Annotated in this window: 11 protein-coding genes; 6 read left to right on the plus strand and 5 right to left on the minus strand. The window is 44.9% G+C overall.

Annotated features, from left to right (window positions below; translation table 11 throughout):
• Positions 1-11 precede the first annotated feature (11 nt).
• On the minus strand, positions 12-386 hold the full coding sequence (gene rpsL / locus GGE08_RS08695) for a 30S ribosomal protein S12 (protein WP_014032016.1): 375 nt from the start codon (positions 384-386) through the stop codon (positions 12-14).
• A gap of 559 nt (positions 387-945) precedes the next feature.
• Between rpsL and GGE08_RS08700 the strand changes: the two genes are divergently transcribed.
• The 5 genes from GGE08_RS08700 to rlmB all read left to right on the plus strand — a co-directional run bounded on the left by GGE08_RS08700 (position 946) and on the right by rlmB (position 8,760).
• Positions 946-4,188 carry a SusC/RagA family TonB-linked outer membrane protein gene (locus GGE08_RS08700; RefSeq protein ID WP_179384483.1) on the plus strand — a complete coding sequence of 1,081 codons (3,243 nt, stop codon included), beginning with the start codon at positions 946-948 and terminating at the stop codon, positions 4,186-4,188.
• A 52-nt stretch (positions 4,189-4,240) separates the two neighbouring features.
• Complete coding sequence (locus GGE08_RS08705) at positions 4,241-5,884, plus strand: SusD/RagB family nutrient-binding outer membrane lipoprotein (RefSeq protein WP_257023976.1); 1,644 nt, start codon at positions 4,241-4,243, stop codon at positions 5,882-5,884.
• Positions 5,885-5,902: 18 nt separating this feature from the next.
• Positions 5,903-6,838 carry a hypothetical protein gene (locus GGE08_RS08710; RefSeq protein WP_179384485.1) on the plus strand — a complete coding sequence of 312 codons (936 nt, stop codon included), beginning with the start codon at positions 5,903-5,905 and terminating at the stop codon, positions 6,836-6,838.
• 375 nt (positions 6,839-7,213) lie between these two features.
• A complete protein-coding gene (locus tag GGE08_RS08715; protein ID WP_179384486.1) occupies positions 7,214-7,957 on the plus strand; it encodes a hypothetical protein in 744 nt (247 codons plus the stop codon).
• Between the two features lie 56 nt (positions 7,958-8,013).
• Positions 8,014-8,760: a 23S rRNA (guanosine(2251)-2'-O)-methyltransferase RlmB gene (gene rlmB / locus GGE08_RS08720; protein ID WP_179384487.1), complete on the plus strand. Its 747-nt coding sequence runs from the start codon at positions 8,014-8,016 to the stop codon at positions 8,758-8,760.
• Between the two features lie 2 nt (positions 8,761-8,762).
• Here the strand turns inward: rlmB and GGE08_RS08725 are convergent, their stop codons facing one another.
• Positions 8,763-9,485, minus strand: coding sequence for a rhomboid family intramembrane serine protease (locus GGE08_RS08725; RefSeq protein ID WP_179384488.1), 723 nt, complete (start codon positions 9,483-9,485; stop codon positions 8,763-8,765).
• Positions 9,486-9,605: 120 nt separating this feature from the next.
• On the opposite strand from GGE08_RS08725, the gene GGE08_RS08730 reads away from it, so the two are divergent.
• Positions 9,606-10,883, plus strand: a complete 1,278-nt coding sequence (locus GGE08_RS08730) for a replication-associated recombination protein A (RefSeq protein WP_179384489.1) — start codon at positions 9,606-9,608, stop codon at positions 10,881-10,883.
• Here GGE08_RS08730 and GGE08_RS08735 read toward each other — a convergent pair.
• Genes GGE08_RS08735 through GGE08_RS08745 form a run of 3 tightly spaced genes read right to left on the minus strand, consistent with a single transcriptional unit; the run spans position 10,880 to position 13,749 of the window.
• Positions 10,880-11,728, minus strand: a complete 849-nt coding sequence (locus GGE08_RS08735; RefSeq protein WP_179384490.1) for a hypothetical protein — start codon at positions 11,726-11,728, stop codon at positions 10,880-10,882. The two genes, GGE08_RS08730 and GGE08_RS08735, sit on opposite strands and share 4 nt — an antisense overlap.
• Before the next feature lie 12 nt (positions 11,729-11,740).
• The gene (locus tag GGE08_RS08740; protein ID WP_179384491.1) at positions 11,741-13,201 is read right to left on the minus strand and encodes a DUF5723 family protein; all 1,461 of its coding nucleotides are present in this window, start codon (positions 13,199-13,201) and stop codon (positions 11,741-11,743) included.
• Positions 13,198-13,749 (minus strand): hypothetical protein, encoded by a 552-nt coding sequence (locus GGE08_RS08745; protein WP_179384492.1) that lies wholly within the window; start codon positions 13,747-13,749, stop codon positions 13,198-13,200. Before GGE08_RS08745 ends, GGE08_RS08740 begins: the two co-directional genes overlap by 4 nt.
• Positions 13,750-13,800 lie beyond the last annotated feature (51 nt).

The raw sequence follows: 13,800 nt of genomic DNA on the forward strand, positions 1-13,800 counted from the left end.
CTTAAAAATGATTAATTTTTAGGACGCTTTGCACCATACTTAGATCGTCGTTGCGTTCTTCCCGCAACACCTGCGGTATCCAATGCACCGCGAACGATATGATATCGCACACCAGGCAAATCCTTTACTCTTCCGCCTCTAACCAATACTATCGAGTGCTCTTGGAGGTTGTGACCTTCACCAGGGATGTATGCGTTCACCTCTTTACCATTGGTCAACCTTACCCTTGCAACTTTTCGCATTGCAGAGTTCGGTTTCTTAGGCGTAGTAGTGTAAACACGCGTACAAACCCCTCTTCGTTGAGGACACGAATCCAAAGCAGCCGATTTACTCTTCTTGGTAATTGTGGCCCTTCCTTTTCGTACTAATTGTGAAATTGTTGGCATTAAATTTCTTTTAAAAAACTAAATAACCCTCATTTTGAGGGCTGCAAATGTAGTGATATTTCCCAATAATTCAAATCCGTAGCCATTAAATTTCAACATACCGTAAAAAAAGTTGGCAACCTACCGAACCAAGGTCAATTGTACCGAACAATTAGAAGCAAAAAACTGCCACGCACATCGGTTGTCCTTACGACCAATTCCTCATCTAAGCTCAAATTTTCAAGTATATATATTAAGGTATAATCTCAACAGGGTTTCATCGAACAAATAAAACACCTTAACATTACTCTAACAGCTAAGCCCTTAAACACGCATTATAATCCAAAACCGCCCAAATTCATGTAAGAAAAATCATCACCCCTAGCAAATGACCGGCTTATACGTTTAAATTTCATTTAAAACAATTCTACCCCCTTTAAATTATATAGTTGTTAATGAATATTACAGTTTTTGCGGTTATTTCATTTAAGGGCGGCTTCTTAAAGATTTTATAAAATTAGTTTGGATTATTAACATGAAATTATGATTTTAGCAACTAGCTAATTCAAATAATTTAACAATGAGAACAAAACTTAATGGATTGTTAACGCTATTATTGGCGTTTGTTGTGCATATATCCTATGCACAAGACAAGACGATTACAGGTACGGTTACGGACGCCGATGGGCTGCCGCTTCCTGGGGTCAACATTGTCGTTGAAGGGACCAGCACTGGTACCCAAACTGATTTTGATGGTAACTATGCCATCAGCGCAAGGGAAGGACAGACGTTACTCTTTACCTATATCGGGCAGAGACCTGCCTCGAGACCTGTAGGTTCCGGGAACGTAATCAATGTCCAAATGGTGGAAGACACCCAAGCCCTAGAAGAGGTGGTTGTTACTGCCCAAGGTATCAAACGGGAGAAAAAGGCACTGGGTTATTCGGTGACCTCCGTAGGTGCCGACCAGATAGAGAACCGCTCCGAGGGTGATGTTGCCAGGGTTCTTAACGGTAAGGCCGCAGGTGTACAGATTACCTCTGGAGGTGGTACATCCGGTTCCGGTACCAACGTTACCATTAGGGGTTTTAGTTCCTTTAGTGGAAGTAACCAAGCGCTCTTCATTGTTGACGGTGTACCTTTTAGTAACGACACCAACTCTCCTGGAAACTTTTTGGACGGTAACCCCGCTCCTTCCCGTTTCTTGGATCTCGACCCTAACAACATTGCCAATGTGGAAGTGTTGAAAGGTCTTGCTGCTACCACATTGTATGGTACGTTGGGACGAAACGGTGTGATCTTGATCACTACCAAGGCAGGTGCCGGTCAAGTAGGTCCAAAGAAGACCGAAATTACGGTTAGCCAATCGTTCTTTGCTAACGAGTTTGCATCATTGCCCGATTACCAACAGAAATTTGGTAACGGTTTTGACCAATCCTTCGGATGGTTCTTCAGTAACTGGGGACCTAGTTTCGATCGTGATGGTGTTTCCGGTTGGGGCAACCAACCCGCTATTGATGATCAGGGTACATTGTTGCACCCTTACGCATCTTCAGCTTTCCTAAACCCTGGAGGACCCAATACAGGTACAGGTGCCTTGGCACAGCAGTTTGCCAACCAAAGGTACGACTGGAGACCTTACAACTCCGTGGAAGAGTTTATGCGTCCCGGTAGAACGTTGAACACTTCGGTGAACATAGCCGGAGCTTCAGAGGACGGGAACACTACCTTCAATGCCAACATCGGTTATTTGGACGAGGAAGGGTTTACTCCGGGTAACTCCCTTAACCGTTTCAACTTCTCCGTTGGTGGACAGTCCAAGCTTTCCAACAAGTTTACGGTTCAGGCCACTGCCAACTATGCAAGAAGTGACGTAAAAACGCCACCGATCGCTGCGAGTAGGGGTAACGGTTCCTTGGGACTTTCCGTATTCGGTAACGTATTGTTCACCCCTTTGAGTGTGGACCTCATGGGATTGCCCTTTGAGCAGCCCGAAGATGGTTCCAGTATCTACTACCGTAACGGTAACGATATCATCAACCCAAGATGGACCGCCAAGAATGTAACCTATAACAACTTGACCAACAGGTTCAACTTCAATGCTTCCTTGAACTACGAGATCAATGAGAACCTTGGATTGACCTGGAGAACCGGTCTTGATTACTATAATGAAAGAAACGTAAACTCCTCTAACAGAGGTGGGGTTGCATTTACCCAAGCAATCTTCGGATTCTTGAACACTTACGATAACAACAACACCATTTGGGACCACTACGTGGCACTTAACGGTAACTATGACCTTTCCGAAAAGATCGGTATGACCTTTATCGCAGGTGCCAACGCACGTTCCGACTTCTTCGATCAGCAAGGGGTTGCGAGTACTGGACAGATCGTATACGGTATCAAGAGACACTTCAACTACGAAAACCAGTTGCCCATCCAGTTCTCTCAAAAGAGAAACATTGTGGGACTTTTGGGACAGGTATCCTTTGATTACGATAACATGCTGTTCTTGAACTTGAACACTAGGACAGACTGGGTATCCAACTTGGCAACCGAAAACAGAAGCTTGACCTATCCAGGTGTGAGTGTATCTTTCTTGCCTACAGCAGCTTTCAGCGGTCTGCAGTCCGAAAATGGGCTTAACTACTTGAAGTTGAGAGCCGGTTACGCAACTTCTGCTAACTTCCCAACGGGCTACCCAACAGTGAGTGTGGTAGAGCAGAATACCCAAGTGTACGGTGAAGGTGGTGAGATCACCAATAACCAAGTGGACAACTTTAGGGCGAACCCAGATTTGAAACCAGAGCTTTTGAAAGAGTTCGAAGTCGGTATCGAGTCACGCTTCTGGCAAAATAGGGTTTCTTTTGATTTCACTTACTACGACAGAAGGACCGACGACTTGATCGTGAGCCAGCCACTACCTCCTTCCACAGGATTTACATTGACCCAATCCAACATTGGACAGATCAGCAACAAAGGTATCGAGGCCGATTTGGGCATAGATATCTTTAGAGGTGGTCAGGATGGTTTCAACTGGAATACAAGAGTGAACTTCTTTGCCAACGAGGAAGTCGTTGAGGAGCAGGAAGAGGATATCATCTTCTACGCTGGTAGTACCGCACTGTTTGTAGGTGCAAACGCTGCCATTGAAGGAGAGTCCTTGGGTACCATTGTAGGTACAGCCGTTGCTCGTGACGAAAACGGCAACTTCTTGGTAAACAATGGTGGTAACTATGTGATCACAGAGCAAGACAATGACGGTAACGTTCCAATCATTGGGGATGCGATTCCGGATTACACCATGAACTTCTTCAACAACCTTTCCTACAAGAACTGGAGCCTTGGTTTCCAGATCCAGCATGTGAAAGGTGGGGACATCATGTCGAGCACCATCGCAACCCTATTGGGTCGTGGTTTGATCACAGAGACCCAGAACAGGGAAAACACCTATATATTACCTGGTGTAAACCAGTCATCTGGAGCACCTAACAACTTGCAGATCAACAACTCTACCTATTACTTCAGCAACCTGTTGTTCGGGCCAGCAGAGTTGAAGATCTATGATGCATCCGTGATTCGTTTACAGGAAGTTTCATTGTCCTACTCCTTCCCTAAGAAGTTCTTGGACAAAACTCCATTTGGAGCACTAACATTGACTGCTCAGGGTTTCAACTTGTGGTATGATGCCTACAATACTCCTGACGGAGCGAACTTTGACCCTAACGTGGCCGGTATCGGTATCGGAAACGGTCGTGGTTTCGACTTTATGAACGGACCATCGCAGCGTAGATATGGATTCAGTGTAAGGGCATCGTTCTAATAAAAATTGTTAATGATATAACATTATGAAAAATTATTTAAAACATATTTCAATGGTTTTGTTTGCAGGCTTGACTTTCACCGCCTGTGAAACGACCGATCTGGACTTAAGGGTAAGTCCAAACGATCTCGCTGCCGATCAGGCAGACCCCAACCTCTTGTTGAACTCCATACAGTTGGCCTACGCCTCCAATATGGACGTGATCAGCGACTTGGGAGCAGAGCTCACCCGTATCGACTACATGTTCGGTAGGGATTATTTCAACAACTATCCCGGAGACACCTTCAACGCGGTGTGGTCCAGAACCTACAGTAGTGGGACCAATGGCCCTGGTACCGGTGTACAAGTGGGTATGTTTACCAATATCAATACCCTAGAGACCATCGATGCGGAAAGCGACACGGATTACTCCTTTCACCTAGGGGTATCAAAAACGCTTCAGGCGCACATGTTGATGTTGTTGGTGGATTATTTGGGCGAAGCGGCACTTAGCCAAGCTTCAAACCCAGATGAATTCCCTGCACCGACCTTGGATGATGGTGCTACTGTGTATGCAGAAGCGCTTTCATTATTGAACGAGGCACAAAGTCTATTGTCAGGAGGTCCATTGACCTTGGGCGCGACCGATTTCTTTTACGGAGGTGATACTTCCAAGTGGTTGAAATTGGTAAATACCCTAAGGTTAAAAGCCTATGTGACCACTGGCGATACGGCCAATTTCAACGCTGTTATTGCTGGAGGTAATTTCATCTCTTCCGCAGCTGATGACTTTGAGTTCCAGTATGGGACCAGTGAATTGCAGCCCGATACCCGTCATCCCGATTACGCCGATGACTATACACCTTCAGGAGCGAATATCTATCAGTCCAACTGGTTGATGGAATTGATGTTGGATAACAACGACCCACGTATACGTTACTATTTCTACAGACAGACCGATGCCACTCCAGGAGCCGATGCGGATCCGAACGAAGAAACATTGGCATGTTCCTTGGCCGTTCCGCCACAGCACTACCAGGACGGTGGCTTCACCTATTGCAGCTTACCTAATGGCTACTGGGGAAGGTCTCACGGCAATGATGAGGGTACCCCTCCTGACAACTTCACAAGAACAGCCGTTGGCGTGTATCCAGCTGCCGGTTTATTTGACGACAGCAGCTTCGGAAACGTTGGTTTAGGATTAGGTGGCGGTGGAGCCGGTATCGAGCCCATCATCCTATCCTCCTATGTGGATTTCTGGAGAGCGGATATGGCCGCCAACGATGCCGATCGTGCAACTTTCTTTAGGAGCGGCTTGGAAAAATCCATTGCCAAGGTACAATCCTTTGGCGCTTTGGATCCAGACGCAGACCTTTCTGTTGCCCCTACCGAAGCGGAAGTGACCGCCTACATAGACGGTATCATTGCAGATTTCAATGCAGCCACCGGGGATGACAAGGAGAACATCTTCGCAGAGCAGTACTTTACCACATTGTTCGGTGGAGCTACGGAAGCGTACAACTATTACAGGAAAACGGGTTACCCAACAACGGTATTGCCTAACTGGGAACTAGATCCGGGACCTTTCCCAAGAAGTTTCCTATATCCGCAGAACGAGGTGGTGACCAACCCTTCGCTGACGCAGAAACAAACGCTGACACAGCAGGTATTCTGGGATACCAATCCGGCAAGTCCAACTTTCCCACCTGCTAACTAAAAAATAAAAACAGACGATATGAAAAATTGGTTTAAATATATAACTATAATGTTCGCAGGAGCTGGGCTATTGACCACATCCTGTGAAGACAGCAACACGGTTGTTGACCAAGTGGTCGAAGGAACCGAAAGAGGCGCTGTTCTGAGGACCGTCAATCTCATTTCAAATGAGATTCCGATCGGTAACGACGATTCCAATTTTGCCGTTGAAGTTGAGATTCAAGACTCGGAAAACGGTGATTTGGTAAGTTCTGTGGAAGTCTACCTAGGCTTTCGTGACAACACGGTAGAAGAAGGAGAAACAGATTTGGATACCGATGAAGTGTTGGTAGAAACCATAGATCCATCATCCTTTGAAATAGGACCTTTTGGCCTACCTCGTTTTGGTTACCAGATTACGTTGCCAGAAATGCTTGCTGCCCTACCTATTACCGGTGCAGATGTAAATGGTTCCGATCAATTTACCATTCGTTTTGAGTTGGTATTGACAGATGGAAGAAGGTATTCCTTCGCAGACAATACAGGTACCTTGACCGGTTCCTTCTTCAGCTCACCTTTCTTGTACACTGCTACAGTAGTTTGTCCTCCTAAGGCTCCTACTGCAGGTACTTGGACTGTTGAGATGCAAGATGCCTTCGGTGATGGTTGGCAGCCAACCACTGCTGATGGTGGTGGCCCTGGTCTAATTGTTACCTTGAGCGATGGTACCGTTTATGAAATCGGACTTTGTACTCCGTACGAAGACCCAGGGTATAGCTGTACCGATGGTGCAAGCGCAGGTACTGCAACCTTTGATGTTCCTGCAGGATTGACAGAACCAGCTGAATTTGATTTCCAAGGGGATTTCTGGGGAGAGATATCTTTCCAAATTATCACTCCTAATGGAAATATCGTAGCCGATGTTCCAGCTGGAACCGATGCAGGTTTGATTACCATCGACTTCTGCCAAGATTAATCCAAGAATAACATCTTGAAATAAAAAGGGCCACCTAGTTTAGGTGGCCTTTTTACTTTAATAATCTTGTCCTAAATAACCATAAGACATGTAGCCAATACTCAAAATAAGGCCAACCAAAATTACCCTAATCTGGAGTTGTAGAAATAATTTGTCCATACCTATCAAAAATTAGGATTCATAAAGTGAAAATGAATCCTGCATTTTTTTCCTTAGGCCCTCATTTTTAACATTTAACCATAGTATTTTGTTGGATAAGATGTCCAAAATTATGATATTGGGCATCATATTACATATAGCTAAAAATTTATAATCTACTTAACATAGTTTCACCTCATTTTCACTATTTTAAATCACCTAACAAAAAATATACGCATGAAATCACTTAAAGCACTAACACTTTCAATATCATTGATAACCAGCTCTTTGGCCGTAGCACAATTTGCCGGTCAATCCCCGGTCATTGCCGGAAAAGGAGGTCCTGGAGGAGCCAGTACCGCCGCTATAGGATACATCACTGGTTCCATGATGGACGAAAAGAATACCAAATTGAACGTGGATGATTTCCAGGGTTCTCCATATACCTCGGATACATTTCAACCCACCACCCTATTTGACAAGGGCAAGGAAGTTGGCCAATTCTACTATCGCTACAATGCTTACAACGGTGAAATTGAGATAAAGTCTTCCATTACCGATACCGGAGTGGGCAGTTTGAGCAGGGACAAGTCCTTGGCCGTCTTGGAAGATGGTAAAAAACTCAGCTTCAAAACATTCATCGACAAGAACAAAAACACGATGAACGGCTATTTGTTGGAACTCATCGATGGTGAAAAGTACAACTTGTACGAAAGAACCAAGGTGAAATATACCGAAGGAGCTCCAGCGGCGAATTCCTTTGTAATGGCAACGCCAAATAAATTTTCACAGTTCACCGAATATTATATCGAGAAAGAAGGTGGCAACAGGATCGATGAGATAGAAACTTCCAACAGAAAGATTTTAAAGGTCCTTGATGGTGAAGACAAGGAAAAAATCAAGGCTTATTTGAAAGAAAACAAAATCAAAGTCCGATCCATTGAGGATTTGAAAAAGATAATCGAAGTTTTAAATTCGTAACAAACACCCAAATAACGAAAAACCCACTACCTTTGGTCAGTGGGTTTTTTATTTTAATGCAATTGGAAAGAACAGAAACAATTTATGGTATTCGTGCCGTGTTGGAAGCGATAGAGGCCAACCAATCCATCAATAAAATCTTTGTACAAAAAGGTTTGAAGGGCGAACTCTTCAAGGAGCTCGAATCCACAGTGCGAAAAAGTGGCTTGAGCCTATCTTATGTACCTGTAGAAAAGTTGAACCGTCTTACCCGAAATCATAATCACCAAGGAGTGGTGGCGCAAATATCTCCAGTACAGTTTTACAATTTCGAGGCGTTGGTGGAACAAGTGCTTTCCAAAGAAAAATTACCTTTCTTTCTGCTGTTAGATCAAGTTTCTGATGTGCGTAATTTTGGGGCCATTATCCGAACCGCCGAGTGTTGTGGCGTGCATGGCATCATTATCCCTAAAAACGGTGCCGCGCCGATAACGGACGATACCGTCAAAACTTCGGCTGGAGCTGCCTTTAACGTACCCATTGCCAAAGTAGACCATTTAAAGGATGCTGTTTTCTATTTACAGTCCTCGGGCATTGTGGTAACCGGCGCCACAGAAAAGGCAGCGGACCATATTTACGGTGTGGACTTTAACCACCCTACGGCGATTATCATGGGCTCTGAAGACAAAGGTATCTCCCCTTCTACCCTTCAGATTATCGACCATCAGGCGAAACTACCCCTTATGGGCAAAATAGGCTCCTTGAACGTGTCTGTGGCCTGTGGTGTATTCCTGTATGAGGTAGTTCGGCAACGAAGCTCCTAAAATCAATCCTCTTTGGATTTTTTATAGTGATACCTTATTTCGACTGTTTCTTCAGTCTCTTCAGGTTGGGTTTCAATAAAATTACCGTGCTCGTCAAAATGTTGTAGAAAGGGGTCGTCGGCTTCATTGTAATCATCGTGTTCCCAAGCATATTTGCGCACCTCAGGAACCCTGACCTTGGTCACCAAGGCAAACACGAGCCCCGTCACAAATCCCGATAAATGTCCTTCCCACGAAATGCCATCTTTTACCGGAAAAATATACCAGATCATACTCCCATAAATAAAGACAACAACCAAGGACAATGCCACGAGCCTGTAATTTTTGGCCAAAATGCCCTTAAAAAAAATAAAACTGGCCAAAAGATAGATAACTCCACTGGCACCGATATGGTAAGATGGACGGGCAATGGCCCAAGTGAACAAACCTGAGAGCAAGGTTCCGAACAATAGCACCCTTAAGGCCGCGCTCTGATAAAAATAAAACAGAAAAGCGGTCAATACCGCTAACGGGATGGTATTGTTGTACAGATGCTCGATAGAGCTGTGGATAAACGGACTAAAAAATACCCCTCTAAGACCAGACAGTCTCCGGGGATAGATTCCATAATCGTTTAGGTTGATGCCCAATTGAACCTCGGCCCAGAACAAGACCCAAATAGAGAGAATGGCCACCAGTGGCGCCAGCACTACCGCATTGGAAAATTTAAATGAATCTGAATCCATAACCACCCTAAATCAAACATCCGGCCATACCCTTACACTGTTACAATTTGTCAGGTAACGACGTAAAATCCTTTGTAAAACAAGCACATGATACCATCAAATTTATACTATTTTTGAGGTATGAACGAACCTTTGGCAGAACGCATACGTCCCAAAACCTTGGAGGACTACATAAGTCAACAACATCTAGTGGGCAAGGAAGGTGCGCTTACCAACCAAATCAAGAACGGTATTATCCCATCTCTTATTTTTTGGGGGCCACCGGGAACGGGCAAAACCACCTTGGCCAACATTATTGCCTCCGAGAGCCAACGTCCCTTTTATACTTTGAGCGCCATTAGCAGCGGGGTAAAGGATGTACGCGAGGTCATCGAGAAAGCAAAGCAGAGTGGCGGTCTGTTCACCTCAAAAAATCCCATTCTTTTTATTGATGAGATCCATCGGTTCAGCAAATCCCAACAAGATTCCTTGCTCGGCGCCGTGGAAAAGGGATGGGTAACCCTTATTGGTGCCACTACGGAGAACCCAAGTTTTGAAGTCATCCCGGCACTTTTGTCGAGATGTCAGGTGTACACCCTAAATCCGTTTGGGAAAGAGGATCTGGTAGCCCTTTTGGAGCGGGCTATCCAAACAGATGTCCAACTTTCCAAAAAACAGATTGAACTTAAGGAAACAGAGGCCCTATTGCGACTTTCGGGCGGAGATGGCCGAAAATTGCTCAATATTTTTGAGCTTTTGATCAATTCAGAAAGTGGAGCCAAAATCAGCATCACCAATGATCTGGTGTTGAGCAAAGTTCAAAAGAACACGGTGCTCTACGATAAAACCGGCGAACAGCATTATGATATCATCTCTGCCTTTATCAAAAGTATCCGGGGCAGTGACCCCAATGCGGCGGTATATTGGTTGGCCAGAATGATAGAGGGTGGCGAGGATGTGAAATTCATTGCCAGAAGGATGATCATTTTGGCTTCGGAAGACATCGGGAACGCCAACCCTACGGCCTTGGTATTGGCCAACACCACCTTCCAGTCCGTTACCACCATCGGTTTTCCCGAAGCGCGGATTATCCTGAGCCAGTGTGCGACCTATTTGGCGAGTTCCCCAAAGAGCAATGCCAGTTACATGGCCATCAACGAGGCACAACAGACCGTTCGACAGACCGGCGATCTTTCCGTGCCCATGGCCATCCGAAATGCCCCGACCAAATTAATGAAGGACTTGGGTTATGGCAAAGGCTACGATTATGCGCACAACCATGAAAATAATTTTGTGGACTTTGAGTTTCTCCCCGATGAGATTTCGGGCACTACGTTTTACAGGCCCGGTAATAATCCAAGGGAAAATGCCATGCGGGATTTCCTAAAAAAGAGATGGAAGGACAAGTACGATCTTTAAAATTTGATCTGCAGTTCTTTCTGGACCTTTTGCCCATTATCGGAATACTCCATCAACCACTTCCCGTCCTTTTCAAAAACTACGGCATTGTTACCCTGATAGGTTGTGATGAACACCTTATCCATTGAAGTGGATTCCAGTCGGAGCACCACTTTGGGCGTACTGTCCACCAGCTGATAGCCATTTGCTATGGGCTGTGCATATAGTGTGCCTTCAGGAAGATCAACATGTTCTTCGGCTATACTGGGGCTTGTTTCCCTGACGATGTCCGTAGGTTTTGGTTCAATGCTTTTGTACACCTGCTCTTCAGTAGTTGCCTTTTGCTCCAAAACGTGTTCCGTGGATTCCTCCTTCACCGATTTTACATCATCCCGAAAACTTACCACTATGGTTGCGGGCTCTTCAACTTCTTCTTTGGGCTCATAGGCATAGTTCAATCCTGTAAATGAGACGAAGGTATTTTGGATGGCATCCCGGTACGCCTCCTTGTACTCCTTTATACGGTTTTTTGCTTCCAGCGATCGGAACACTTCTTGATTTTTACAATCTATAAGTGCTATGGACAGTTTTGTGGAAAACATGGTGGATTCATCAATCAAATCCGCTGTTAGGCCCAAGCACTTATCCGCAGCCAGATCCACGGGCATTTCATCATCATAGATGGCGTTAAAACCATTTTCCTCAAAATAATACTTGATCAGGGTGCTGGTCTGATATTGATTTTCGGACCTGAACTCCTCAAATTTTTTGGGAACAATAATGTATTTGTAATCATTCAGCTGTGCATTTACTGCACCTCCGAACATCAAGGCTAACCATAAAATGTATGTGACTTTCGATTTCATACAGAACTATACTCAATTATTGTTCCAAGATATAATATTAAATCCGAACTGTAAAGAAGCATAGTGGCTATCGGCAATATTGGAGTAGCTCAATAGATTGTCCGCCAAGACATAAAAGTTGACCGGGCCTAGCTGTAGATTGGCACCCAAACCAAGGTTGGTAAAGGTATATTTATCGATAGTGTAGGTAGTTTTCAAAGAAAGTACCCTGCCAAATCGCCGTTGATAAAACCCGGTTAGTGCGGCTTGTATCCCCTTGGGCCGTTTGATCATAAACAACTGGCCGCCTACGCTATTCCTGTAATAGTCTCTATTGCTTCCGCCCCCAACATTAACGCCGCATCCGCAATTGTCGAATACCGAACTACGTCCGCCCTCGCCAAAATCGTAGCGGACTGACCCATATACCTTTACGGGTCTCCACGAGATATAGCCTGAATCATTCTCTCCATAGGGCAAGGCCTCTTCAATGTCGTCCAGAAGTTCTTGCCAAAGATCATTGTTCACATCGTCGATATCGTCTGGGAGAAAGACAGTGATTCCCTCGGTAGTCGTATTGCCGCTCAGGGTATAGTTCCAAACATCCTTGGTGTTGCTAATAAATCCGACATCCAAGATACTTCCGGTAATGGTGGTCTGTGGATTCAGATTGTAACTGAAGCCAAAATCGAGTCCCAGCCCCAAATTGCCACCAAAAAGTACCCTTTCGGTAAACAGACTGGTTACATCCCGTTGTGTGGTTCCGGTATCTTCTTCAGCAATATCATAAAAACCTCTTATACCGGCTGTTTGCAACTGCATGTCGGCACTGATGGCACTTTCGTAAACATTGTTTTGTCCAGGTCTGGTAACAAAGGAACCGGAGTTACGAATGGATTGAAATTGGAAGATACTGGAGTAGATTTTGGCCCTTCCTCCTATCGTAAGGCTGTTGTCTATTTTTTTATTGATACCAAAATGGAAGACATTAACCATTTCTCCCCTAAGATTCAAATCTCCAAGATCAAAACTTCGTCCAATATTGTTCCCTCCATTACCTTCAAAAGCCAAGATGGCCAAATCCTTGGGCCAATAGGAAATAATGTCCATTTCCCCGTACATTCCAAAGGAATAGTAGGTATCCGGTCTGTTGCGCCCCCTAAAACCAACGGTAATGCCTTCTATTTGACTGGTGGAACTAAAATCGTCCCTGTCGCTCATCACATCCAAGAGGCGTTCCCTCACCTTGGTGGTAAAGTCTACCCCATCGTTGGCGAACAAATCGTTGACGGTAACACCGCTAGTGGCTGCTTGAAAAGCTAGACCCGACAACACAGGCAGGCCCGCATGCCATTTTTGGGATGTCTTCACCCCGGGATTTACCATCAAGGACTGCGGAATTTCGTTAAAATCGTAAAGTAATTGTTTGTTCTGAGCTGTAGCCATAAGGTTGCACAGCAGCACAAAAAAAAGTATTCGGGACACTATTCTCATTTTAACTCAAATAAAAATTCTGCTCCCGATCTTAATATGATTTTGGGATCATCCACTGGGGAAGTACTGGAGGTGTCACCCAAATTAAGCGCAGAAATTCGTAGGCGCTCCGTGTTTACGAGAATATCCAAACTTTCCCCCCCTGGTCCATAGAACACATCCCTTGTAACCAACCCTGAAGGTTCTGCCGATATATCGAGTACTTCCATATCCAAAACAGTTCCGCCTGCATTCAAAAACTCAATCAATACCCGAACGGGCTTGCTGGTGGTATTCTCCATCTCATAAGTGATGGTTCCCTCCAGTAAACGCTCTGCCACGTAGTCTTGGCTGAAGGCTTCAAAAATGACTTCCCGCGTATAAAAAGGGCCTCCGGAACTTCCCGAATTTATGGTGGCCTCATCGGATTCCAGATAAAAGAGTCCTGATGCCAAAACAGGGGTAATGGACAAATCATCGATTTGACTGAAGTCTTGTTCCTCGGTACAAGAAGTTGGTACGCAAAGGAAACCCACGAGCAGAACTACGCCATAGAGCAATCTTTTCATAGCTGAAAGCATTTTCTAGTGTCACATAATGCGGTTAACCACTTAAATATA

The sequence above is a fragment of the Allomuricauda sp. ARW1Y1 genome, assembly GCF_013407935.1.
Lineage (GTDB): Bacteria > Bacteroidota > Bacteroidia > Flavobacteriales > Flavobacteriaceae > Flagellimonas.